The organism is Roseburia sp. 1XD42-69 (assembly GCF_003612565.1).
Taxonomy (GTDB): Bacteria; Bacillota; Clostridia; order Lachnospirales; family Lachnospiraceae; genus Roseburia_B.
Map to the genome: position 1 here is coordinate 45,490 of NZ_RAZG01000006.1, position 25,349 is coordinate 70,838.

A 25,349-nucleotide genomic window follows, 5' to 3' on the forward strand; every position below is an offset into this window, starting at 1 on the left:
AGGAGACAAAGATGGGTAAATATACAAAACAGGATATTATCCGCATGGTGGAAGAGGAGGATGTGGAATTTATCCGCCTGCAGTTTACGGATACATTTGGCACCCTGAAAAATATAGCAATCACATCCAGCCAGCTTTTAAAGGCACTGGATAACCAGTGTATGTTCGACGCTTCCTATATTGAAGGTTTTGTGCGCATGGAGGAGTCCGAAATGTATCTCTGTCCCGATTTGGATACCTTTGTAACTTTTCCCTGGCGCCCTCAGCAGGGAAAGGTGGCAAGGGTCATCTGCGACATTTACCGTCCCGACGGGACGCCCTTTGAGGGGGACGGCCGTCAGGTGTTAAAACGGGTAATGGAGGAGGCTGCCAGGGCGGGATACCGCTTTGACGCAGGCCCGGAGTGTGAATTTTTCCTCTTCCACACAGACGAGGAGGGAAGGCCCACAACCATCACCCATGAGAAGGCTGGGTATTTTGATATCGGCCCTATGGATTTAGGGGAAAATGCCAGGCGGGATATGGTTTTGACCTTAGAGGATATGGGATATGAGATTGAGTCCTCCCACCACGAGGCGGCCCCCGCCCAGCATGAAATTGATTTTAAATATGACCAGGCATTAAAGACGGCGGACAATATTATGACCTTTAAGCTGGCGGTAAAAACCATTGCCAAGCGCCACGGGATGTTTGCAAGCTTTATGCCTAAACCCAAACAGGGGATGAACGGTTCCGGTATGCATGTGAACATGTCCCTCTCCAAAGACGGGAAAAATATCTTTCACGACCCGGCGGGGGAGCTTGGGCTAAGTCCTGAGGCATACTATTTTATCGGGGGGATTATGAAGCACATAAAAGGGATGGCCCTTATTACCAATCCTCTGGTAAACTCTTATAAACGCCTGGTGCCGGGGTTTGAGGCGCCTATCCACATTGCCTGGTCGTCATTTAGCCGCACTTCCCTGATCCGGGTTCCCCACTCCAGAGGGGAGTCCACAAGGATAGAGCTGCGCTGTCCCGACCCTTCCGCAAATCCCTACCTGGTGTTAGCCATATGTCTTGCCGCAGGGCTTGACGGCATCCAAAATAAAATTGTGCCGCCCCCCCAGGTGACGGGAGATGTGTTTGACATGCAGTGCCGGGAAATGGGGGAAAAGAAGGCAAATCTTCTCCCTGCAGACTTAGGGGAAGCTATCGCATGTTTTAAGGAGGAATCTTTTATCCGGGAAGTGCTGGGGAAACATATCAGTGAAAAATTTATTGAGGAAAAAGAGGCGGAGTGGGCAAGTTACTGCGCCCAGGTTTCCCAGTGGGAAATAGCCAGTTATCTGTATAAAATCTGATTTGGGTAAGAGAATATGAATGTTATAATTGTTTTTCCCAGGCCGGAAAACGGAAAAAATATTAAGCGTATTCTTATGCAAAGCGGTTTTGAGGTAAAAGCCGTGTGCACCACCGGGGCAAGGGCCCTGCAGTGTATGCAGGAGCTTTCCGGGGGCATTGTGGTGTGCGGATATCATTTTGCGGATATGATGTACCAGGAACTTCACGACTATCTGCCCCCTGGTTTTGAAATGCTCCTTGTGGCTTCCCCGGATATCTGTGATGCCAGGGAGAGGGAGGATATTGTGTGTTTAAAAACCCCCCTTCGGATTCATGAACTTTTGCAGACCCTGGAAATGATGGCGGGGGAATTGTCCCGGAGAAATAAAAGGAATAAGAAAAGGCCAAGGCAGAGGTCTAAGGAGGAGGAGGAGCTTCTTTCCAGTGCAAAGGCGCTTTTAATGGAGCGGAACCAGATGACAGAGGAACAGGCCCACCGTTACATACAAAAACGCAGTATGGACAATGGAACCGGGCTTTTGGAGACGGCCCAGATGATTTTAAGCCTGATGAATGGCTGATATCAGGTTTTGAGAGGAGAGTATTATGAAATTTACGAAAATGCAGGGAATCGGAAATGATTATGTGTATGTGGACTGTTTTAAGGAGCAGGTGAAAAATCCTGCGGAGACGGCGGTAAAGTTAAGTGACCGCCATTTCGGCGTGGGCTCCGACGGGCTGATTCTCATAAAACCCTCAAAAGCGGCAGATTTTGAGATGGAAATGTATAATGCGGACGGTTCCAGAGGTGAGATGTGCGGAAACGGCATCCGTTGTGTGGCAAAATATGTGTATGACAAAGGCCTTACGGACAAGACAGAGATAACCGTGGAGGCGGGGGGGAGCGTGAAGTATCTGGAGCTTACCCTAAAAGAGGGCAAAGTTTCCCTGGTAAAAGTGAATATGGGAAAACCGGAGCTTCTCCCGGAAAAGATACCTGTTTTGGCGGAGGGCAGGGAATGTGTGGATATGCCTTTAGAGGTAAAGGGAAACACGTACCAGGTGACCTGCGTATCTATGGGGAATCCCCACTGTGTCACTTTTTTGGAGGAGGAAGTGAGGAACCTGGACCTGCCTGTCATCGGGCCGGATTTTGAAAATCATCCTTGTTTTCCCAAACGGGTAAACACGGAATTTATCAATGTGTTAGACAAAAAGCACCTTCGGATGCGGGTGTGGGAGCGGGGCTCCGGGGAGACTTTGGCCTGCGGAACGGGAGCCTGCGCCGCAGGTGTGGCGGCTATGTTAAACGGATATACGGAGGATGAAGTTACCGTCCATCTTCTGGGGGGAGATTTAAAGATTCAGTGGGACAGAGAGGAAAATAACGTGTATATGACAGGCCCTGCAGCCATTGTGTTTGAAGGGGAAATTGACGTATAAAAAATGACAAAAGCCACAGGATAAGGAGAAAAAAATATGTTTCAGATAAACGAAGATTACCAGAAGTTACCGGGAAGTTATTTATTCAGTACTATTGCAAAAAAGGTTGCCGCTTTTACCCAGGCAAATCCGGATAAAAATATAATCCGCCTGGGAATCGGGGATGTGACCCTTCCCTTAGCCCCTGCCATTATAAAAGCCCTCCACGCCGCAGTGGATGAGATGGGGGCGGCGGAGACATTTCGGGGATATGCCCCGGATTTAGGCTACGATTTTTTGCGGAAAGCCATTGTGGAAAATGATTATAAGGCAAGGAACTGCCATATAGAAGAAGATGAAGTCTTTGTATCCGACGGGGCAAAAAGCGACTCCGGAAATATTCAGGAAATATTTGGGCCGGAGTGCAGAATTGCCGTGTGCGATCCGGTGTACCCGGTGTATGTGGATTCCAACGTAATGGCGGGAAGAACCGGGGTGTATAACAGGGATACGGAGATGTGGAGCAATGTGATTTATATGCCCTGCACCGCAGAAAACAATTTTGTGCCGGAATTTCCAAAGGAAACCCCGGATATTATTTATCTCTGCCTGCCCAATAACCCCACAGGAACCACTATCACAAAGTCTGAGCTTTCGGAATGGGTGGAATATGCAAAGAAAACGGGGGCAGTGATTATCTATGACGCCGCTTACGAGGCTTACATTTCGGAGGACAACGTGGCCCATTCCATTTATGAGTGTGAGGGGGCAAGGGAGTGCGCCATTGAGATCAGGAGTTTTTCTAAGAATGCGGGATTTACCGGGATGCGCTTAGGCTTTACCGTTGTGCCCAAAGACCTGAAATGCAACGGAGTATCCCTTCGTGACATGTGGGCCAGACGCCACGGGACAAAATTTAACGGCGCACCCTACATTGTGCAGAGGGCCGGGGAGGCGGTGTATTCCCCGGAGGGGAAGGCACAGTTAAAGGAGCAGGTGGCCTATTACATGAATAATGCTGCTGCTATCAAGGAAGGGTTAAGCGATGCGGGATACACCGTATTTGGCGGGGTAAACGCCCCCTATATCTGGTTAAAAACCCCGGATAAAATGACGTCCTGGGAGTTTTTTGACTACCTTTTGGAAAATGCCAATGTGGTGGGCACCCCGGGTTCCGGCTTTGGGCCCAGCGGGGAAGGATATTTTAGGCTTACGGCCTTTGGAAGTTATGAAAATACGGCGGCGGCCCTTGAGAGGATAAAGAAGCTGTAGGAATGCAGTAAAATAATGACACAGAAAGGCCTGAGGGCTTGACGATATGGGGAATTGTTCTCTTTGATAACTTAGAGGATGCTTAGAGATTCATTTGGTAGGATAAGCTTATTGAAAATTATAATCTTTGCATCGAAAGGAGAGCAAAATGGAAAACAGAGTTATAAAAGTCCTTATGCTGACAGGAATTTTGTGTGTTACAGGCATTACGCTTTGTGCCTGCCAAGGGATAAGACAGGTTTCGGATGAGAGTCAGAATCAGGAGGAAGCAGGTAAAGTAAATTCTGAAGACAATGCAGTAGATAATATTTTAAATGAGGAACCGGACACAGAAAATCCAGACAAAGGGAATCCTGGAACTCAGGCTGAGGCAAATGACGGCGAGATAAATACAGCCCCTCCCGATTTGGAAGGAACCATTAAGGACATTCAGGGCAAAGAGCTTACTGTAGTTGAGGCAATTACACAAAAAGACGAAGACAGCGGATATGTTATGGAGACACCGGCAGGCGATGATGATTCCGAATTTAACAAGGTTAGGGTTACATACGATGATAATACAGTGTTTGTGATAAAAAATATTTATGACGGCGGTGCCAGATTCGAGACTGAAAATGGAACGGTATCCGATTTGGCTACGGGACAACTGGTAGAAATATGGGGGACTTCTGTAGCAGATGAACTGCAGGCAGCAGAAATCTGCATTGTCAATGTGGTGTTGGATTGAAAAGGGTAAATAAGAGAAATTATACAGGGGATGGTGTATATCATCTCCTGTATTTAGTTTGATTGTTTTAATAATAATTTGAATAATGTTTCTCGTTATACATTGGATCACTTTCAGCGTATCCTCCTTCAAGGTTAACGGTACTATGTTCTGAATATAAGCGATTTGTTTTGGTCAATCCGTGCATTTGCGTTATTGCATCCTTTTTACATTTCCATGCACTTTTTATACTGCAATATTGACTGTTTTCACGTTCTTCATACAATAATAAGATTAGCATGAGAGGGTGTAGCAGAGGTTTTGGAAAATGGGTTATAAAATTAAAAATTAAGCCGATACTGTGTAATCACATCACAGTACCGGCCCAGTTTTTCAGTCTGGCAAAGTCCCTTTATTTCTTAAATCCCGCCCGTTTTCTTAAGGTGGGGTCTAAAATACGTTTCCGGATACGCAGGTTTTCCGGCGTTACTTCCAAAAGCTCATCCACGTCAATAAAATCAATGGCCTGCTCCAAGCTTAAAATCCTGGGGGGCACCAGGGTCAGCGCTTCGTCTGCGGAGGAGGAGCGGGTGTTGGTAAGGTGTTTTTTCTTGCACACATTAATTTCAATATCCTCTGCCCGGGAGGAAGAACCGATAACCATGCCGGAGTATACTTTTTCCCCGGCTCCGATAAATAAGGTTCCCCGATCCTGTGCGGAAAAGAGGCCGTAGGTAACAGATTCCCCGGTTTCAAAGGCGATGAGAGAGCCTTCTTTCCGGTATTCAATATCCCCGCAGTAGGGCTCATAGCCGTCAAAGATGGTGTTGATAATGCCGTTTCCCTTGGTGTCTGTCATAAATTCCCCACGGTAGCCGATTAGGCCCCTGGAAGGAATTCTAAATTCCAGACGGGTGTAACCGCCGCTGATGCTCTTCATATTCAAAAGAGAGCCTTTTCTGGCGCTTAATTTGGAAATTACCGCTCCGGTAAAGTCGTCGGGGACATCAATGTAGGCAAGTTCCATGGGCTCCGTCTTTTTCCCGTTTTCATCTTCCTTATACAAAACTTCCGCCTTGCTCACGGCAAATTCATAGCCTTCCCGGCGCATGTTTTCAATGAGCACTGAGAGATGGAGTTCTCCACGGCCGGAGACTTTGTAGCTGTCGGGGCTGTCCGTCTCCTCCACCCGAAGGCTGACATCCGTATTTAATTCCCGGAACAGACGGTCACGGATATGTCTTGAGGTAACAAATTTGCCTTCCTGTCCCGCAAAGGGGCTGTCATTTACAATAAAATTCATAGACAATGTGGGTTCCGAAATCTTTTGGAAAGGAATCGCCTCCGGGGCCTCCGGGGAACAGATGGTGTCTCCGATGTGGAGGTCTGCAATACCAGAGATGGCTACAATAGAGCCGATTTTGGCCTCCGATACCTCAACTTTGTTTAATCCGTCATACTCATAGAGTTTGCTGATGCGGACTTTCTGCTGTTTTTCTTTTTCGTGGTGGTTGACAAGAACAGCATCCTGATTGACTTTAAGGATTCCGTTATCCACTTTTCCCACGCCGATGCGTCCCACATACTCATTGTAGTCGATTGTGCTGATTAAAACCTGTGTGCCCATTTCAGGGTCCCCTTCCGGGGCAGGGATGTAGTCTACTATGGTGTCAAATAAATCTGTCATATCTGTCTTTGGCTCGTTGATGTCTTTCATGGCATAGCCGTCTCTGGCAGAGGCAAAGATAAAAGGACAGTCTAACTGTTCGTCGGATGCATCTAAGTCCATAAACAGTTCCAGTACTTCATCGATGACTTCCTCGGGCCTTGCCTCGGGGCGGTCGATTTTGTTGACGCAGACAATTACCGGAAGGTCTAAGGACAATGCCTTCATCAGGACAAATTTTGTCTGGGGCATAACCCCTTCAAAAGCATCTACAACTAAGATAACACCGTTTACCATTTTTAAGACACGTTCCACCTCGCCGCCGAAGTCCGCATGTCCCGGGGTGTCAATAATGTTTATTTTTGTATCTTTATAGAATACGGCAGTGTTTTTGGAAAGGATGGTGATTCCTCTTTCCCTTTCAATATCGTTGGAATCCATCACACGTTCCTGTACTTCCTGATTTTCCCGGAATACGCCGCTTTGCTTTAAAAGCTCGTCCACCAGCGTGGTTTTCCCGTGGTCTACGTGGGCGATGATGGCAATATTTCGGATATCCTCTCGTTTCATTTTCATAAAAATCCCTCTTTCTAAATGTTGGAACTGTAAAAAAATACATGACCGACTTCTTATTATAACACATTTTGCCATATTAGCAAGGAAAAATGCGCTCAAATTTTTCCTGGATATTATCGACAAAATCTGCGACTTTTTGTATTCCTTTCATGGTAAAAATTAGAAGTATCCTATGCCAAAAAAGATGTTCTAAAGGAAAAATTGTGGCATAATATTAACAAACAGATCGATATGCCGTCGATGTACAAAACACCGGTGGAAAACGCCGGCAGGAGGAAGGGAGAAAAATTCATGGCAGATAAAATTTTTGAAAACAATCAGGTATCAATTGTGGGGACTATCGTATCGGATTTCCAATACAGCCACGAGGTTTACGGAGAGGGATTTTATATGGTGGATGTGTCCGTAAACCGTCTCAGCAATTTTGTGGACATTATCCCAGTGATGGTGTCGGAACGCATTGTGGATGTGACAAAAAATTATGAGGGAAATCTTATCTATGTCCTGGGGCAGTTCCGTTCATACAACCGCCACGAGGAAAAGAAAAACCGCCTGGTTTTATCTGTATTTGCAAGGGAACTGGAATTTATAGAGGAAGAGAGCGACGAGTTAAAGAGCAATCAGATTTATCTGGACGGGTACATATGCAAGGAGCCGATTTACAGGAAAACGCCTCTGGGAAGGGAGATTGCAGATTTGCTGATTGCGGTAAACCGTTCTTACGGGAAGTCGGATTATATTCCATGTATCTGCTGGGGGAGAAACGCCAGGTTTGCCTCGGGTTTTGAAGTGGGAAGCCACGTGGAAATCTGGGGAAGAATCCAGAGCAGGGAGTATGTGAAAAAAATAAATGAAAATGAGACGGAGAAGCGGATTGCATATGAGGTTTCCGTAAGTAAAATAGAAAGATTTGAGTAAAATTTGCTTTTTTCCCGGGATTGTGTTATTTTAAAAGAAATTTTTTATCTTCAGAAAATGTTTCAAAAGATAGAACTGTCAAAGACAGGGGAGGTTTATATGGCTACAGGAAGAGTGGAAATATATTACGGCGAGGGGAGAGGAAAATCTTCATCTGCCCTGGGGACGGCAATCCAGGCTGTTTCAGAGGGGAAAGATGTGTTTATCATTCAGTTTTTGAAGGGGAAATCCAATCAGAAAATGGAGTTTTTAAAACGACTGGAACCGGAGATTAAATTTTTCCGCTTTGAAAAATCCCAGGAATATTTTAATGAACTTTCCGGGGAGCAGCAGGAGGAGGAGGCCGTAAATATTAAAAACGGCATGAATTTTGCCAGAAAAGTGCTCTCTACCGGGGAATGTGATCTTTTGGTGCTGGACGAAGTGCTTGGGCTTATCGATAACCGCCTTATTGAGCTGGAGGAATTGAAAAATATGATTCTTGCCCGACCGGAAGGGATGGAAGTGGTTCTCACTGGGCGGGTGTTTCAGGAGGAATTAAGACCTTTGGCAGACCAAGTGTATCATATTGTAACAGAGCCGTAAGGCCGGCCGCTGCCTTTTCGGGCAAAGCGAGTGAAAGCGTTTAAATACCTGGTTGACAAGGGATAGGTGGAGTGTTATATTGTAAGTAATCGAATAATTGAATAGTCGGATAGAGGTTGCGTGATTCATGAGTAGCTTACCGGATGTGGCAGGCACAGAGGAAGATAAGCGAAGGGGGAGAGCGCCGAAAGAAAATGTTTCCTGCAAAGGTTTTCTTGGGGATGTATTGAAGAAGTACATAACTGTCATCTTTTCAGATGGTGCGCTATCAGAGGAAACAGAAAGTTTACACCGGCTCTGATAGGAGCCGGTATTTTTGTGCAGGGGCGCACATGGAAATTCGCCGTTATATGGCATACGCCCCGCACGGTGAGCAGGGAGAAAAATCTTCCCTGCTGGATTCTATGCACAGGAGGAGTGTACTATGCCAATTTTTAAAGGCTCAGGTGTAGCCATTGTAACACCTATGAAAGAAAATCTGGAGGTAAATTACGAAAAATTGGAGGAACTCATTGATTTTCAGGTAAAAAATGGAACAGACTGTATTATTATTGCAGGGACTACCGGGGAGAGTTCCACCCTAACCATGGAGGAACACAGCAAAGTTATTGAGGAAGCCATCCATTTTGCCCGGGGCAGGGTTCCGGTGGTGGCAGGCACAGGCTCCAACTGTACTGCCACAGCCGTGCAGCTTTCTAAAGAGGCGGAAGAGGCCGGGGCGGACGGGCTTTTAATTGTCACTCCCTACTACAATAAGGCTACCCAGGCGGGACTTGTGAAACATTACAGTATGATTGCGGATGCGGTGAAAGCGCCTATCATCATGTACAATGTGCCGGGGCGTACCGGGTGCAACCTTATGCCTGAGACGGTTGCCGCACTGGTAAAGGCAAAATCCAATATCGTGGGCTTAAAGGAGGCCACGGGAAATGTGGCACAGGCGGCAAAAACCATGTATCTCTTAGAAGGAAAGCTGGATATGTACTCCGGGGAGGACGGGATCGTAACACCGCTCATGGCTCTGGGGGCCCTGGGGGTTATCTCAGTGTGGGCAAACGTGGCACCGAAAAAAGTACACGATATGTGTATGAAATTTTTAGATGGAGATGTTAACGGGGCTATGCAGCTTCAATTGGAGGCACAGCCTTTGGTGGAGGCCCTGTTTTCCGAGGTAAATCCCATCCCAGTAAAAGAGGCCTTAAATCTTATGGGAATGAATGCAGGTCCCTTAAGAGCGCCCTTATGTGAAATGGGGGAGGAGAAGAAAGCAAAAATGGCGCAGGTTATGAAGGAATACGGTTTACTCTAGGAGGAAGGTAAATGACAAAAATTATTATGCACGGCTGCAACGGGAAAATGGGTCAGGTGATTTCACAAATCTGCAGGGAAGATGAGACAGTGGAAATTGTGGCCGGGGTGGATGTTTTTGACCAGGGAAAAAACGAGTATCCTGTATTTTCGTCCCTGAAAGAATGTAATATTGACGCGGATGCTTTAATTGACTTTTCCACCGCAGGGGCAGTGGATGAGGTGATTTCCTACTGTATGGAAAAAGCCCTTCCCGTAGTGCTTTGCACCACAGGGCTTAGCGAGAGCCAGCTTTTGAAAGTGGAGGAGTGCAGCAAAAAAGCCGCTGTTTTGCGCTCCGCCAATATGTCCCTGGGCATCAATACCCTCTTTGGGCTTTTGGAGCAGGCAGTCCGGGCTTTGGCCCCTGCAGGGTTTGATGTGGAGATTGTGGAAAAACATCATAACCAGAAACTGGACGCTCCCAGCGGCACGGCCCTTGCTTTAGCGGATGCTATGAACCGTGTGATGGACAACAGCTACGATTACAAATTCGACAGAAGCAGGGAGCGGGCCAAGAGGGATGCTAAGGAGATGGGCATCTCCGCTGTGAGAGGCGGCAGTATTGTGGGGGAACATGAAATTATTTTCGCCGGGAGGGATGAAGTGATTGAGATAAAGCACACGGCATATTCCAGGGCGATTTTTGGAAAAGGTGCCGTGGAGGCGGCCAAATTCTTAAAAGGAAAGGCTCCCGGCGCTTATGATATGCGGGAGGTTGTAGTGCATGAATGATGGAGATTTGCGCTATTTAAAAAGTTTGTCCAAAAGATATCCCACCATTGCATCGGCGGCTACGGAGATTATTAACCTCCAGGCGATTTTGAGCCTTCCCAAGGGTACGGAGCATTTTATTACGGATATTCACGGGGAATATGACCAATATCTTCACGTGATAAAAAACGGATCTGGGGCAATCCGCAGAAAGATAGAGGATGAATTTGGAAATACATTTTCTATGTCGGACAAAAAGGCTATGGCGGCTTTGATTTACTACCCGGAGCTGAAATTGGAGCAGGTGGCAAAGTCTGAGGAAAATATGGATGACTGGTATCGGGTCACCATCTACCGTCTGATTCATATCTGCCGCAATGCCGCATCCAAATACACCAGGTCCAAAGTGCGGAAAGCCCTGCCGAAAGATTTTGCTTATGTCATTGAGGAGCTTATCACGGGAAGGCCGGATATGTCGGACCAGGAGGCATATTTTAATGAAATTGTCAATTCTGTTATTGAGACGGGACGGGCCCAGGAGCTGATTATCGCCTTTGCCAATTTGATTCGCCGGCTGGTGGTGGACCATCTTCATGTGGTGGGAGATATTTTTGACAGGGGGCCCTATCCCCATATGGTAATGGATTCTCTTATGGAGCACCACTCTGTGGATATCCAGTGGGGAAATCATGATGTACTCTGGATGGGGGCGGCGGCAGGCAGTGTGTGCTGCATTGCAAATGTCATCCGAATCGCTGCAAAATACGGCAATCTTGACATCTTGGAGGACGGTTACGGAATTAATCTTGTGCCCCTGGCAAGACTAGCCCTAAGCCGTTATGAGAAAGATGAGTGCAAGTGTTTTAAGGTGGATTACAGAGAGGGCGACTATGATGTGAGGGATGCCCTGTTAGATGAAAAAATGCACAAGGCAATCGCTGTGATTCAGTTTAAGCTGGAAGGGCAGATGATACAAAGGCATCCGGAATTTGACATGGTGGATCGGATGTTTTTGGATAAGATGGATTTAAAGAAGGGTACTGTGCAGGTTTACGGAAAGGAATATCCCCTGAAGGATACTGTTTTTCCCACCCTGGACGAAAATGACCCCTATGCTCTTTCCACGGACGAAAAAGAGGCGGTGGAACGCCTTCGTGGGGCTTTTTTAAACTGCGAGAAACTGCAGCGCCATGTGAGGTTTCTTTTTACCAAGGGAAGCCTGTACAATGTGTATAACGGCAATCTTTTGTATCACGGGTGCGTGCCCTTAAACGAGGATGGCAGTTTCCAGAAAGTTAATATTTACGGGAAAGAGTATGCGGGACGGCAGCTCTACGATGTTTTAGAAAAGTATGCCAGAAAGGGTTACTACTCTATTGACCCAAAAGAGAAGCAGAAAGGGCTAGACATTCTCTGGTTTATCTGGGAAAATAAAAATTCCCCTGTATTCGGGAAGGGGAAAATGACCACCTATGAACGGTACTTTGTGGCGGATAAGGAAACCCATAAAGAGCCGAAAAATCCATACTACCGTCTTTTGGAGAAGGAAGAGGTTGTGGACAATATATTAAAAGAGTTCGGCCTTTGGGGCAGCGATGCCCACATTATTAACGGCCATATTCCCGTGGAGGCAAAGCACGGGGAGTCCCCTGTGAAGTGTAACGGAAGGCTTTTGATTATCGACGGGGGATTTTCCAAAGCATACCAGGGAAAAACCGGGATTGCAGGATATACCTTGATTTTTAATTCCTACGGTCTTGTTCTGGCAGCCCACGAACCCTTTGAGTCTGTGGAAAAAGCGGTGCAGGAGGGCAGTGACATCCACTCGGAGATGCGCATTGTGCAGCAGGTGGATAAGAGGATGACTGTGGCGGATACGGATACCGGAAAGGAAATGAAGGAAGCGGTAAAGGATTTGGAGGAGCTTCTCACCGCATACCGTACTGGTTTGATTGTAGAAAACGCCCAGGATTTTGTGTATTAAAGGAGTAGCATATGTTTTATATCGGAAGTCATATTTCATCGTCAAAAGGTTATGAGGCCATGGGAAAGCAGGCGTTAAAACTGGGAGCCAACACTTTTGCCTTTTTTACCAGAAATCCCAGGGGCGGAAAGGCAAAAGAGATGATCCAGGAAGACGTGGACAAGTTTTTAAGACTGGCGGAGGAACATTCCTTTGGAAAGCTGGTGGCCCATGCTCCCTATACCATGAATATCTGTGCTGCGAAAGAAGATATTCGGAAGTTTGCCAAAGAAATGTTTATGGATGACCTGGTGAGAATGGAGTATACCCCGGGAAATTACTATAATTTCCATCCCGGCTCCCATGTGGGACAGGGGAGTGAGGCGGGGATTGCCATGATAGGCCAGGTGTTAAATGAGGTGCTGAGAGAGGATATGACCACCACGGTTCTCCTTGAGACAATGGCGGGAAAAGGATCGGAAGTGGGACGAAATTTTGAGGAACTTCGGGCAATTTTGGATTTGGTTTCCTTAAAAGAAAAAGTGGGCGTCTGCTTGGATACCTGCCATGTGTGGGACGGAGGCTATGATATCGTGGAAAATCTGGATGGTGTGTTGGAGGAATTTGACCAGGTGATTGGGCTTGAGAATTTAAAAGCCGTTCATTTAAATGACAGTATGAATCCTTTGGGAAGCCACAAAGACCGCCATGAGAAAGTGGGGGAGGGGCAGATTGGAAAAGAGGTCATGACGCGGATTATCAATCATCCAAGCCTGAATGGGCTTCCCTTTATCCTGGAAACCCCCAATGATGATGCGGGGTGGGCGGCAGAGATTGCCATGTTAAAAGAAATGCATAGAGACTGATGCAAAAGAAAACATCCAGCCAATGCTGTGGGGAAATGGCCTTCAGCGGGCTGGATGTTTTTTGACAGGGCAGAAATTAAGAAATGACGGTTTCTTACTCCTGAGCTGTTATTTCTTTGTAAAATTCCGTGTAATCTTTTCTCTTTTCCTTTGTGAAAGAAATGGCGGTTCTGGGATGCTGGTTTAATACCCCTGTGATTAAGTACTGTATGTCGTAACCCCAGACCACCCCATCTTCTTTCAGTTTCGTCATTTGCTTTTCCACAAACTGCAGTGCAGGGTAGATGTTGTATTTGGGATTTTTTAAGAATCCCAGAAGAAGTTCCATGGCGCAGTTGCCCGCACCCCTTCCCATGGAGGCGTAGGTGGCATCCAGCCAGTCCACACCGTCGCCCACGGCTTCGATTGTGTTGGCAAAGGCAAGCTGCTGGTTGTTGTGGGCATGGATTCCAATGGTCTTATTGTATTTTTCTGCATATTCCATGTACATAGTGGAAACTCTGGCAATCTGTTCCGGGTACAGTGAGCCGTAGCTGTCCACAATGTATAGTACATCGGCGGAACTTTTTCCCAGCATGTCAAGGGCAACCCGCAGGTCGCTTTCCTGGTTGTTGGAGATGGCCATAATATTGCAGCTCACCTCATACCCTTTGCTTTTGGCATTCTCAATAACATCAATGGCAGCAGGGATGGTGTGGAGGTAAGTTGCCACCCGGATTAAGTCAATCGGGCTGTCCTGGCGGTCTATAATGTCCGTCTTGTAATCGCAGCGTCCCACGTCCGCCATAACCGCTATTTTAAGGTCTGTGTCGTTGTCTTCCACGATGGCTCTGATATCCTCGTCATTGCAGAATTTCCATTTGCCGAAGGCGTTCACATCAAACATATCCTTGGAGGCCTTGTAGCCGAATTCCATGTAATCGACGCCTGCTTTCACATTGGTGCGGTATAAATCTCTTACAAAATCGTCTGTGAAATTGAAATTATTTACTAATCCTCCGTCTCTCAAAGTGGCGTCCACCACTTTTACTCCGGAACGGTATTCCATTAATTTTGATATTTCTTTCATAGGGTATACTCCTTTTTTCTTTACAGCAGGGGGATGTTTTTCGATTTACATTCTGCTATTATTTCTTCTTTCCACAGGGAGGACTGCACTTCTCCGATGTGGGCCTTTCTTAAGAAAAACATGCAGATTCGGGACTGTCCGATACCACCGCCGATGGTTAAGGGAAGTTTTTCCTCAATAACGGCTTTTTGGAAGGGAAGTTCTTTTCTCTCTTCACACCCTGCTTTTTTCAGCTGGGACAGGAGGGAATCTTTATCCACACGGATACCCATGGAGGATAATTCCAAGGCGATATCAAGTACAGGGTAATAAACCACAATGTCTGCATTTAAAGCCCAGTCGTCGTAGTCCGGGGCCCTGCCGTCGTGGGGCTCGCCGTGGGAGAGCACATCTCCAATCTGCATAATGCACACGGCTCCTTTTTCTCTTGAAATATGGTATTCCCGCTCTTTTGGCGTCTGGTCGGGGTACATCTTTTCCAGTTCCGAAGTGGTGATAAAGAAAATTTCCGGGGGAAGAATTTCTGTTATGTAGTCATACTGGATTGACATATATTTTTCCGTTTTTCTGAGACAGCTGTAAACAGTCCTCACGGTTTTTTTCAGAAATTCCAGATTTCTGTCCTCTGTTGATATGACTTTTTCCCAGTCCCACTGGTCCACAAAAATAGAGTGAATATTGTCTGTAACCTCGTCCCTGCGGATAGCATTCATATCGGTGTAGAGGCCTTCTCCCAGGGAAAAGCCGTATTTGTCCAGGGCATAGCGTTTCCACTTGGCAAGGGAATGCACAACCTCCGCCGTCTTATCGTTTTGTTCTTTGATTCCAAAAGAAACCGGGCGTTCCACGCCGTTTAAGTTGTCGTTTAAGCCCGAGAGAGGGTCTACGAATAAAGGCGCTGACACACGGGACAGGTTTAAATGCAGTGCCAGTAAATTCTGGAAAAAGTCTTTTACAGTTTTAATGGCAATCTGTGTGTCGTGGAGATTCAGCGCTGGCTGATAGTTTTTGGGAATGATTAAATTTTCCATAATATTTGACTCCTTATATTGTGGTTTGCCCCAATGTCTGTTGTGGAGCAGTATAAGCATTAGATTATTATTATAGCCTTTGTGGGAGGAATTTTCAAGAGTGGGAAAAGTATGACTACCATTCGCAGGTATGGGATTGCCTGTTATAAGAAACGGTGTAAGGTGATGGCGGGGTAAATTCCCAGATGCAGGTGTAAAGCCTTGGTATAAAACGGCTTTACACCTGATAATCTGTGATACGCTTTTTTAGACTTGTATATGTTTTTTCTGCACATTCTTCTTTTGCTATTAATTTATATCTTTGCACTTACTGCAAAAGCTGCAAAACCCCGTTTGGCATCTGGTTTGCCTGGGAGAGCATGGACTGTCCGGCCTGCTGTAAAATGCTGTGCTTGGAGTGGTTTACCATTTCAGCGGCCATGTCTGCATCACGGATGCGGGATTCAGCGGCCTGGGCGTTTTCTTCTTCAATGGCCTTGATTTTGTCTGTGTGTTCCAAACGGTTTTGATATGCCCCGTACAGACTTCTTTTGCTAAGAAGCATATCCATGGCGTAGTCGCAATATTCTATGGATGCCTGTGCTTCCTCAAAGGTTTTTGTGCCCGCACGGTACAGCCTTAGCACTACCGTGTTCATGGGAAATCGTGGAATGGTGGTTTTATCTCCAACCAGGCTGCTGTTTTGTATAATTAGTCCGTTGTCAATGGGGGTTTCGACTAATTTAGAATCAAAAATTGCCTGGATTGCCACATTCTTTTTTTCGTCTCCCGCCATGTCCATATAAGTATAATCATTTACATCCAGCTGGACGGAAGTGTTTGTCAGCATATCTTCCATAGCGAACTGTTTATAAGATTCTACAGTTTCGCTTATATTATTTAGCGTCTGTGTCTTATCTGCGCTTTTGTAAGAGACATTCATATCATATCGGTCTGCTCCGGCGTGTGCAGGATCTGTATTATCATATAGGATATAAGAACCATTGTTATCTTTAATGTAATTACCCTGGGCATTTTGCTGCATTTCCACTACAATACTCTCCGCAATATCTCCGTAATTGTAGGTGTAACTCACGTCGATGGAACGTCCGTCCCCTGTCTCTAAAGAGAAATCAAAGATATCCGTGTCAATGGAGTAAAGGGGGGCAGTGTCAAAGGTAGCGGAAGTTGTGCCGGTATTCTGGGTACGGTCGTCATATACCCATAATTTATTACCATCGGCAGCATACTGGGTATAATGGAAGTCAAAACAGTCTGTCGTAATATCCACGATTGCTTTTGCCAAATCTGAGCCTGAAGTAACACCATTGGCCTTTAAGGAGTTGATATCAATCTGTAGAAGGTAATCCTGGCTTCCCTGTTTTTGAAAACTGTATGCATAGCCGCCTCCGCTGACGGAAGATGCGGAACCCTCTGTAAAAAGCACACTGTAGTGATTATTGCAGGTTTTGCATGTGGAATTAAACCCCAGTCCCAAAAGGGAGTCGATGGTGTAAGCCGTTCCCAGTCCCGAAAAATCTATGGATGCTGCAGGGTAGGTTTTGCCGGCTTCACCAGGCTGGAAATAACCGTTTCCATCGGATAAATCCATCCCAGGGCGAATGGTTACAGTTTCACTGAAGTGTCCGCTGGTGGTGATGTTTCCTGCCCCTACCAGGTCAGTCAGGCTGCCGGAGCCAAGTTGTATGTCTGCGCCCTGGGGGTCTTTCCCAGAGAGGGCAAGCATCTGCTTTTGCTGCAGGACATAGGCGGCATAAGTTTTTAAATCACGGTCCAGCCGGTTTTCATTTCCGGCGGTGTCCGTACCGTAAGTAAGGACGGCATTTCCGGCGCTATCTTTAAAAGATACTTCTGCGGTGTGGTTTGCGTCGTTATATTTGATATTCTCTTTTTGAAAGGCATCAATTTTCTGCTGTTCAAAATCCCTCCCCAGAGCCTTTTCTTCATCAAATGTAATGGGATTTTTAGCGCTTGAGGTTACTTTTTGTACATTGCCGATTAAATCCGCACCTACGTTGGTGGAATAATTGGTACGGATGTTTTCCCCGCTGATTACCATACCGTCAAGTCCGTCAATGACAGAATCCGCACTGGTAATGTCTGACAGATAAAAGTCAAAAGAAAGGTATGTGTCGTTTACACCTTCATTGTCAGCGTAGGTATATTTAATCTGAGAGGAAATATCCGTTCCGGAATTCCAGGAAGTGATACCCAAATCCGCCCAGGATTTAAAAGAACCGTTTACCATGGCTCCATTGCTGTTTTCCAGCCAGATGCCTCTCTGTGCCCCGCTGTTAGAGGCCCGGACGGTGTAGGCAACTTTATCCCCGGAGGTTAAATTTGCAGCAAAAGAGTTGGAAATTTTAAGGTCTTTCATTACCTGGGCATCCACTGCCGTTACTTCTTCTGTTCCGGTAAATTCTGTTGTCCAGGTGTAGGAAACTTTTCCGTTATTACAGGAATTAATGCTGTCTATCATATCGTCTTTTGTCCGGATATCCCCTACAAAAAAAGCCATGGTTGCCCCCATATAGTCCAAAGACCAGGCTCCCCCGTGTATGTTGGAGGCGGAAAAGGGATAGCCGTCCTCGTCAATTACATTGCTCCAGTCCATGGTTTTTCCGTCAATGACAATGCCCTGGGAAGTTGCGGAAAAATCCAGTTTTCTGGAAATCGTAGGCACTTCGTCGCCGGGCTTGCAGGAAATGTTAAAGTAATTTCCGTTTGCGTCTGTATAGCTGTAATCTCCTCCGGCGAACACCTGTTTTCCCGTGGCTGCATCAACGCTTACCATTCCGGGAGCCACCGTATCCCAGGTATACCGTTCCCCATGGAAAACAAAACCGCCGTAGGTTACGTCTCCGGTGACATGATCATAGGCAGCGTCAAAAATCTGTAAATCACCGGGCATTCCAAAAATGTCCATGGAGACATAACTGTTGTCAAAGATATCCTGGGTGTTGAATTCCGTATTCCGGGAAATATTGTTGATTTCTTTTTTCAGCTCTTTGATTTCAGTATCAATAGAAGCCCTGTCTGACTGCGTATTTGTGTCATTGGAAGCCTGGACAGAAAGTTCCCGTATCCGGTGAATGATCTTGGAGATTTCTTCCATGCTTCCATCAGCAACCTGAAGCCAGGAAACACCATCCTGGATATTTTGCTGTCCCCGTTTAAGTCCCCGCACCTGCCATCTCATTTTCTCTGATATGGCAAGCCCTGCGGCATCATCCCCTGCCCGGTTAATGCGGTAGCCGGATGAGAGCTTTTCTGTGGATTTGGATTTGTTTTTGTCCGTAATATTAAGCTGCCGTTCCGTGAACTGTGACAGCATATTGTGTGCGATTACCTGCATAATTTGTCCTCCGTGACATTTTTATATAAATCTCATATTCATCCTGTTTCTTTATCAAGGTATCGGTGCTTTTTAATAAAAACTTTAGACATAAACAATAAAATTAGTAATAAATAATAATTTTTCAGCGGTGCACCTTTTTTCCAAACCCTCGGATACAATATTCGTCCCCCTTGGCAGCCCCTATGCTATACCATTTTTCCGCCTTTTTCAGTTCCCCGGTAGAGCGGTATAAATCCGCCAAATTGCGGATGGCCGCATCATGCCCCTGCAGGGCCGACCGTTCCAGCCACTTGGCAGCCTCTTTTAGATTTTCCCTTACACCGTCACCCAGACGGTATTTCATCCCCAGAACGCACTGGGCCGTGGGATAACCCCGCACAGCCAGTTTTCTATATATTTTCAAAGCTTTATCCTTCTCCCCCCCAATGCCGGATCCATTGATATCATATATTCTCCCAATCTCAAAAAGCGCGCGTTCTGTCCCCTTTTCCGCCGCTGCTTCATACCAGCGGATTGCCTCCCGGTAATCCAGATGGCCGCCGGACTGGTCTGAGTAATAAGCCCCCATTTCACATTGGCTTTCCGTATCCCCTGAAAGAGCTTTTTTTAATACCCGCCGCTGGAAAAGGCTCATGTTTTGATAAAATTTTACCTCCTCCGGCTTTTGTTTAAGCACATTCCCTGTATACTCAAAATCCTCTCTTTGCCTTTCTTTTGGTATTTCCTGAAACAGTTCTTCTGAATTTATTTCTTCCCCCAAAGCCTTCCCTTCCGTTTTCTCAGAACCTCCGGTGGATGCATAGGGATTTGCAGCGGAAAATGCCGATTCCCCGTCATTTTCCGGCAAACTGGCAGCATCAGGGCCTGATTCCAGGTTTGGGCTTTTTTTCTGTATGGGTAAAATCTCCGGCAGCTTTTGTGTCCGGTCTATTTCCGTCTGGGTATGGAACTGTGCCCATTCTTCTTCCTTCGTATTCCATCTGCGCTTTATTTTGACAAAAAAATTCCAGTGGAAGATAAACATCAGACTTTCCAACAATGCTGCCGCATTGCGTTCTGACATAATTCCCATGAGCATGAGAAAATTTTTTTGGATTGTTACTCTTTTCTGCCAATATGGCTCCCTGTCTGCCGAAAAGAAATCGTCTATCACCTTTTTGTCATAGGCAGTTTTTAACAGCTTCCATTCATCCGGGCAGTTAGGAAAAAGTTCATGAAATGATTTTAGATATTCTTCTTGATTTAGCAAAGGATTTTTATTGCCATCGCAGATTTCTTTCATGCATAAAAGCAGCTTATGGGGATAAGTTGCCTCTAAATGTATGTATGATTTTGATTCCTTTGATTCTTTCAACAGGGTAGCACCTCCCTTCAGATTTTGCTATGGCAGGCCCGGCCGCCCGGTTTGCCCGGCAGCTGGAAGATGATTTTTCCTGTGTATTTGATTGCTCCGTAATTTGGGCGGATACCATTCTTCTATATTATATCGGAGTTTTTGTTAAAATATTTAGTGCTTACTAATATAATTACTTACAGTTAATTTTACAGACAAAATTCCAGCTTAAAATCGGGATAATAAACATTACGGATTTCCATTCTGTTTTTTCTCCCTGATACAAGAAAATCCTTGCAAAATATAACGAAAAACACTACGTTAATTTAAAGAAACAAAGCATAACAGCAAACATATTTTGAAAGGGGATATATAACATATGAATAAATTTTTCGAAAAGATCTATGATGATATCATTTACTATGAAAAAGACTTTATAGAGGTGGATAAGAAAATCAACAGGGAAATCGACAATCTTGTAGAATGCTACGGGTTACAGCAAACAGAAACTAATTTAGAAGAATTGAAAAGCCTTCTGTATGAAATTACCAGAATTTCACAACGAGAAGGTTTTTTCTTGGGTATGCGATACGCATTGAGAGGATTTGTTCTGTTTTTGTTGTCTTAAAGCGTATTTCTAGTACAACGAAAATTAAGTTTTGGATAGTTTGAAGGGCTGAATTTCTGACATAGCTGTTATGTCTTTTGCTTCTCTGGCTGCTTTCTTGCAGATTTTATTTGCCTTTTTTATTCCATATTTCTGTTGCATCCATATTGTCCAGTACGGCTTCCACATCTGATATGGCGCAGTTGGTTTTTTCTGCAATTTCTTCCACAGATAAATCTGCATCATAATATAAAGAGATAATCCGGCCCTCTTTTCTTCCTTCCATCCGGCCTTCCATCTGCCCTTCCCTAAAGTTTAAAGCAGCAATACCTGACATACTGATCAACTCCTTCCTGATTCCTGGTTCTTTTTCTAAATCTTCCCGTGTCACATATTTATCAAAAACAGGTTATTTTTAGATATTTGTTTCTATTGTAGAAGAAAGGTTCTTTCCGGCTTTTAGTGTTTCGCTTTTTTCTTCCGCCATGCTGCGGCCTCCGGTTTTTACTGTCCTGTTTATGGTCTGTCTATATGATAACCTGTTTTCTGCCCTGATACAAGAAAATTTTTAAAAAAATTCCAAACTATAGGTGTAAAGCTTTGAGAGGAAACAGGCTTTACACCTGTAGTTATTGTAGAAGCTGCAGAACTCCCTTTGGAATCTGATTTGCCTGGGAGAGCATGGACTGCCCGACCTGCTGTAAAATATTGTGTCTGGAGTGGTTTACCATTTCGGCGGCCATGTCTGTGTCACGGATGCGGGATTCAGTGGCCTGGGAGTTTTCGGCAGTATTATCGTCAATCGCTTTGGCATGTTCCAGGCGGTTTTGCTGGACGCCGATCAGGCTTCTCTGCTGTGAAACCGCTTCCACTGCTTCCCTTACACGCTCCATTGACCTTTGGGCATGTTCATGGGACGTTACGTCTAATCCACGGATGCCAAGGATGCCGCTGTCCATTGCGCCTATGGAAACCCACATTCCGCTGCCTTCGACTGCACCTGCCTGAATCCACAAATCCAGAACGTCTACATGGACTTTTGAGGTCTGGTTGTAGGTGATGGGGATTCCGGCTAAGTTCTGGTCGGTGCTGGTTTGGGTGAAGCCGTAGGTAAATTCGGCAGCTGTGGACCATGCCGTATCTGGGCGAAGTTGTTCATAATTAAAAAGTAAAGAAAATGCCAAATCCTGTCCATTTGTATTGCCGCCTAATTTGTGGGAAAGGTTTTCGTAGTAGTTCCAGTCCCAGGTATGTGCATAATAATTTCCGATGGAAAGGGCATCAGGAGACGAAGCATAACCATATTCCCAACCTACCTTTACAGCAAAGGGCAGGGCGTTATCTACATCCACAATGGAAAAACTGGTGAAGTTACGGAAACTATCATAAATATAGGGAGAATTCTGATTAAACAAATTCATATAGAAATCGTTGCCATAACGTGTGGAATATAAACTAAAATTTTCTACACGCTGACCATCGATAAAATATCCTTCCACATTGTCGTCATCGTTGTAAGCACTATCGGCATTAAACATAAAATCGATGTCAAGCATTTTGTCGCTGTTATTCATATAAGAGTAGCTAATACGATAATCCTGGGAAGTTCCGGTGTGTGGTTCGATATAAATCTCCTGCATGATAGATAAATCAATATCGCCATCTTTCAGTTTGTAGACTCGACCATATCGCTGTAAGTTTTCCTGAAAAGATTCGCTTTCGATTGGCAAATCATCCAAATCTTTGATTACTGTTACAGTCTCTCCATTGTCATTTTTATATTTTACCTTTATGGAGGAATGAGAAGTGCTGCCTCGGCCAAAAATCAAATCAAAATTGGTGTTTGTATATGCATTTTCTGTCAGAGTGGCGGATAAATTCAGGTAGTGCTGGCTGCCCATATAAACCGGTCCATCGTTTAAATTTACATTGGAAATAGCCGGAAGGTGAAAATCTGTTATCGGTATATCACAAAGCCGCACCGGATTCCCATTCGCATCCAGTACATCCGTATATCCCCCCTGGAACAGTTTCATTGTATTATATTCCGTATCATCCCCGATTCTGTCAATTTCGTCAAGCAGTGCATCGATTTCCATCTGAATCGCTTTTCTGTCCTCCTGGGTATTGCTGTCATTAGAAGCCTGAATGGCAAGCTCATTCATCCTATGCAGCATGGCATGAACTTCATTCAGCGCCCCCTCCGCCACCTGGCAGAGGGAAATCCCATCCGAAATATTGGAAGATGCCCGCTTTAACCCCCGCACCTGCCACCGCAGCTTTTCTGATATGGCAAGCCCCGCCGCATCATCCGCTGCACGATTGACCCGGTAGCCGGATGAGAGTTTTTCCGAAGATTTTGATTTATTATTATCTGTAATATTAAGCTGCCGCTCCGCAAACTGTGACAGCATATTGTGTGCGATAACCTGCATAATTTGTCCTCCGTGACGCTTTATCCCATTTCTTTTTAAATATATCGGCAATTTTGAGAGAAATATTAGTTATAACAAATAAAATTATACATTATAAACATTTCGTAGAAACACAACATAACCTCGCTCCAATTGTTTTTACCTTAAAGCCATGTATTTTCCCATTGAGGAAACATATGCGGTATGTTAAAATATAATAAAAGGAGACAACAATGGAAAATATAAGGATTACAAACACGCCTTATGATGACGTATTCCGCACCCTGCTGAACGACTGCAGCTTCCTGATTATTCCTGTGATAAACGAAATATTCGGCGAACACTATTCTGGGCAGGAAAAAATCGTCTTCTCGCCAAATGAGCACTTTTTAAACCAGCAGGACGGGAATGAAGAGGAGCGGATTACGGACACCAACTTTAAAATAGAGGGCAGACAAACAAAAAAATACCATCTGGAATGCCAGAGCGGCATTGACAACAGCATGCTGGTATTTCATCTTCATCAGAAATTTTGGGAGTGGATTTTACTATTGCATTCCGCTTCATTTCCGTATCGGCATATGCATATACCCGCGTTGTTTCAAGGGATGAATGTCCGAGAAAGTCGCTAAGCAGTGCCAACGGCATGCCATTCCGGTATAAATGCATCGCCCGTGTATGGCGCATCAGGTGGGGATGGATCCTTTCCGGCATTTCAGGGCAGGTGGCCTTTGCGGATTCGCCGTATTTTTTCATAAACGCCGCAATCGTGTCTGGCGACATCTGATGTCGTTGATTATGGGTCACAGTGTAAAACAGATAATCTTCCAGATGCATCGGTTCGCTTTCATGGAATCTGTTGAGGTACTGCCGCAGATGCCTGACTGTTACATCCATCAGCGGAACTGCACGGGTTTTGTCCCCTTTTCCCTTTAAATACACATACGGTGAAACTACATTCAGGCAGAAATCCCCAATCCGGATATCCAGCACTTCCTGACAGCGTGCGGCTGTATCATACATCAGAATCATGAGGAACTGATTCCGCAAGCCTGTTGGTTTTCCCACATCAGGCTGTTTCAGAAATTCCTTTAATGCGGATTCGCTCAAAAAGCTTACCGTTTTAGCAGGCTCTTTCCTGACCGGGACAAGGCATGTTTCCGCATAAACCGATGTCATGGAAAAGTCGCGCAGTCCGAGATATCCGGCAAAGGACTTTAATGCCATAAGCCGCTGATTACAGGTGCCTGGAGAATTCTTTCGGCTGTCTGAGAGCCATTCCAAAAATCCACTGACCGTATCCCGGTTAATATCATCTGTTCCCATGCTTAAAAGCGTAACGGATTGTTTCTCCTGCATGTAATCAATAAACAGGTTGATGGCATATCTATAAGAATCTACCGTATTTTTGCTGTAGCATTTTTGTTTTGGCAGGTATATTTGGAAGAAATCCCGCATGGCCCTGATAAGAAATTCATCTTTAATCTTCATGCGCCACCTCCGGTATCAAACAGCCAAACCTGTTCCTGTCCATCCCTGACATTGCGAAGAAAAACTCTGGGATCAGATGTATATAATAAGCCGTGGCCGAAAAATCTGCATGCCCCATATAGGCGCTCAGATAAGGAATGCACACGGATAAGTCCTTTCCGTCTGCCATCCATTGGTAAAGTCTGTGGGTTGCAAAAGTATGGCGGAAATCATAAGGTCTCGGAGGACATCCATTTGCGGCATCTATGCCTGCATCTTCCCAGCACTGCCTGAAAACATCAATAAGCCATCCTGCACCATAATGCCTGCCACCGTATTTCTGGCATGGGAAAAAATATTCGCTGCCTGGAAATGTCCTTTCCAGATGTTCCCTGTACCTGCAGCAGATTCCTGCCAGCCCGGCAGGAAGACTTACCAGGCGGTCTTTATGTCCTTTTGATTCGGGAATGAACAGTGCGCCACAGTCCGGTGAAAGGTCTGCCGTCCGTATCAGGCGCGCTTCATTTATAAAAGAAAGAATGTTATGCCGAAATTTCTTTGTGCTCCACAGGAAAATATAGTATACTCCAATTAATGCTAGATAAAGTTCGGGATAACTCTTTTTTCGGCATAAGACACCCAGATTGCACTGGACGAGGGGGAAATCAAAGGAAACATCCTTACGGTAACGCTTCCGCATTCCGCCGTA

The 25,349-nt window shown here is 45.4% G+C and carries 21 protein-coding genes and 1 riboswitch; of the genes, 12 read left to right on the plus strand and 9 right to left on the minus strand.

The window, feature by feature from the left end; all coding sequences use genetic code 11:
- Window positions 1–11 precede the first annotated feature (11 nt).
- The 5 genes from glnA (at window position 12) to D7Y06_RS04495 (ending at window position 4,744) form a co-directional block, all read left to right on the plus strand.
- A complete protein-coding gene (gene glnA, locus D7Y06_RS04475) occupies window positions 12–1,343 on the plus strand; it encodes a type I glutamate--ammonia ligase (RefSeq protein WP_120406639.1) in 1,332 nt (443 codons plus the stop codon).
- A 15-nt stretch (window positions 1,344–1,358) separates the two neighbouring features.
- Window positions 1,359–1,904 carry an ANTAR domain-containing response regulator gene (locus D7Y06_RS04480; RefSeq protein ID WP_120406640.1) on the plus strand — a complete coding sequence of 182 codons (546 nt, stop codon included), beginning with the start codon at window positions 1,359–1,361 and terminating at the stop codon, window positions 1,902–1,904.
- A gap of 25 nt (window positions 1,905–1,929) precedes the next feature.
- A complete protein-coding gene (gene dapF / locus D7Y06_RS04485; protein ID WP_120406641.1) occupies window positions 1,930–2,766 on the plus strand; it encodes a diaminopimelate epimerase in 837 nt (278 codons plus the stop codon).
- Between the two features lie 36 nt (window positions 2,767–2,802).
- The gene (locus tag D7Y06_RS04490) at window positions 2,803–4,017 is read left to right on the plus strand and encodes an LL-diaminopimelate aminotransferase (RefSeq protein ID WP_120406642.1); all 1,215 of its coding nucleotides are present in this window, start codon (window positions 2,803–2,805) and stop codon (window positions 4,015–4,017) included.
- Between the two features lie 148 nt (window positions 4,018–4,165).
- A complete protein-coding gene (locus D7Y06_RS04495) occupies window positions 4,166–4,744 on the plus strand; it encodes a hypothetical protein (protein ID WP_120406643.1) in 579 nt (192 codons plus the stop codon).
- A 391-nt stretch (window positions 4,745–5,135) separates the two neighbouring features.
- Here the strand turns inward: D7Y06_RS04495 and typA are convergent, their stop codons facing one another.
- A complete protein-coding gene (gene typA, locus D7Y06_RS04500) occupies window positions 5,136–6,965 on the minus strand; it encodes a translational GTPase TypA (protein WP_120406644.1) in 1,830 nt (609 codons plus the stop codon).
- Between the two features lie 291 nt (window positions 6,966–7,256).
- Between typA and D7Y06_RS04505 the strand changes: the two genes are divergently transcribed.
- The 6 genes from D7Y06_RS04505 (at window position 7,257) to D7Y06_RS04530 (ending at window position 13,358) form a co-directional block, all read left to right on the plus strand.
- Window positions 7,257–7,883, plus strand: coding sequence for a single-stranded DNA-binding protein (locus D7Y06_RS04505; protein WP_120406710.1), 627 nt, complete (start codon window positions 7,257–7,259; stop codon window positions 7,881–7,883).
- A 99-nt stretch (window positions 7,884–7,982) separates the two neighbouring features.
- The gene (locus D7Y06_RS04510; RefSeq protein ID WP_120406711.1) at window positions 7,983–8,468 is read left to right on the plus strand and encodes a cob(I)yrinic acid a,c-diamide adenosyltransferase; all 486 of its coding nucleotides are present in this window, start codon (window positions 7,983–7,985) and stop codon (window positions 8,466–8,468) included.
- 102 nt (window positions 8,469–8,570) lie between these two features.
- Window positions 8,571–8,744: riboswitch (Lysine riboswitch) on the plus strand.
- A 148-nt stretch (window positions 8,745–8,892) separates the two neighbouring features.
- On the plus strand, window positions 8,893–9,777 hold the full coding sequence (gene dapA / locus D7Y06_RS04515; RefSeq protein WP_120406645.1) for a 4-hydroxy-tetrahydrodipicolinate synthase: 885 nt from the start codon (window positions 8,893–8,895) through the stop codon (window positions 9,775–9,777).
- 11 nt (window positions 9,778–9,788) lie between these two features.
- Window positions 9,789–10,550 carry a 4-hydroxy-tetrahydrodipicolinate reductase gene (gene dapB, locus D7Y06_RS04520; RefSeq protein WP_120406646.1) on the plus strand — a complete coding sequence of 254 codons (762 nt, stop codon included), beginning with the start codon at window positions 9,789–9,791 and terminating at the stop codon, window positions 10,548–10,550.
- Complete coding sequence (locus D7Y06_RS04525) at window positions 10,543–12,513, plus strand: fructose-1,6-bisphosphatase (protein ID WP_120406647.1); 1,971 nt, start codon at window positions 10,543–10,545, stop codon at window positions 12,511–12,513. The genes dapB and D7Y06_RS04525 overlap by 8 nt, the downstream gene beginning before the upstream one ends.
- Window positions 12,514–12,524: 11 nt before the next feature.
- Entirely contained in the window at window positions 12,525–13,358 is an 834-nt protein-coding gene (locus D7Y06_RS04530; protein ID WP_120406648.1) for a deoxyribonuclease IV, read from the plus strand.
- A 94-nt stretch (window positions 13,359–13,452) separates the two neighbouring features.
- Here the strand turns inward: D7Y06_RS04530 and D7Y06_RS04535 are convergent, their stop codons facing one another.
- The 4 genes from D7Y06_RS04535 to D7Y06_RS04555 form a co-directional block, all read right to left on the minus strand.
- Entirely contained in the window at window positions 13,453–14,427 is a 975-nt protein-coding gene (locus D7Y06_RS04535) for an aldolase catalytic domain-containing protein (protein WP_120406649.1), read from the minus strand.
- 20 nt (window positions 14,428–14,447) lie between these two features.
- Window positions 14,448–15,458, minus strand: coding sequence for an aspartate--ammonia ligase (gene asnA / locus D7Y06_RS04540; protein WP_120406650.1), 1,011 nt, complete (start codon window positions 15,456–15,458; stop codon window positions 14,448–14,450).
- A gap of 307 nt (window positions 15,459–15,765) precedes the next feature.
- The gene (locus D7Y06_RS27795; RefSeq protein ID WP_243119071.1) at window positions 15,766–18,813 is read right to left on the minus strand and encodes a flagellin N-terminal helical domain-containing protein; all 3,048 of its coding nucleotides are present in this window, start codon (window positions 18,811–18,813) and stop codon (window positions 15,766–15,768) included.
- Window positions 18,814–18,937: 124 nt separating this feature from the next.
- Complete coding sequence (locus D7Y06_RS04555) at window positions 18,938–20,170, minus strand: tetratricopeptide repeat protein (protein ID WP_120406651.1); 1,233 nt, start codon at window positions 20,168–20,170, stop codon at window positions 18,938–18,940.
- Window positions 20,171–20,528: 358 nt separating this feature from the next.
- Here D7Y06_RS04555 and D7Y06_RS04560 point away from each other — a divergent pair, with 358 nt between their 5' ends.
- Window positions 20,529–20,777, plus strand: a complete 249-nt coding sequence (locus tag D7Y06_RS04560) for a hypothetical protein (protein ID WP_120406652.1) — start codon at window positions 20,529–20,531, stop codon at window positions 20,775–20,777.
- A gap of 106 nt (window positions 20,778–20,883) precedes the next feature.
- On the opposite strand, the gene D7Y06_RS04565 is transcribed toward D7Y06_RS04560, so the two are convergent.
- The 4 genes from D7Y06_RS04565 to D7Y06_RS04590 form a co-directional block, all read right to left on the minus strand.
- A complete protein-coding gene (locus tag D7Y06_RS04565) occupies window positions 20,884–21,093 on the minus strand; it encodes a hypothetical protein (RefSeq protein WP_120406653.1) in 210 nt (69 codons plus the stop codon).
- Between the two features lie 292 nt (window positions 21,094–21,385).
- On the minus strand, window positions 21,386–23,191 hold the full coding sequence (locus D7Y06_RS27615; protein WP_256387208.1) for a flagellin N-terminal helical domain-containing protein: 1,806 nt from the start codon (window positions 23,189–23,191) through the stop codon (window positions 21,386–21,388).
- Window positions 23,192–23,608: 417 nt separating this feature from the next.
- A complete protein-coding gene (locus D7Y06_RS04585; RefSeq protein WP_120406654.1) occupies window positions 23,609–24,661 on the minus strand; it encodes a tyrosine-type recombinase/integrase in 1,053 nt (350 codons plus the stop codon).
- Entirely contained in the window at window positions 24,651–25,340 is a 690-nt protein-coding gene (locus D7Y06_RS04590; RefSeq protein WP_120406655.1) for a tyrosine-type recombinase/integrase, read from the minus strand. The genes D7Y06_RS04585 and D7Y06_RS04590 overlap by 11 nt, the downstream gene beginning before the upstream one ends.
- Window positions 25,341–25,349: the final 9 nt, after the last annotated feature.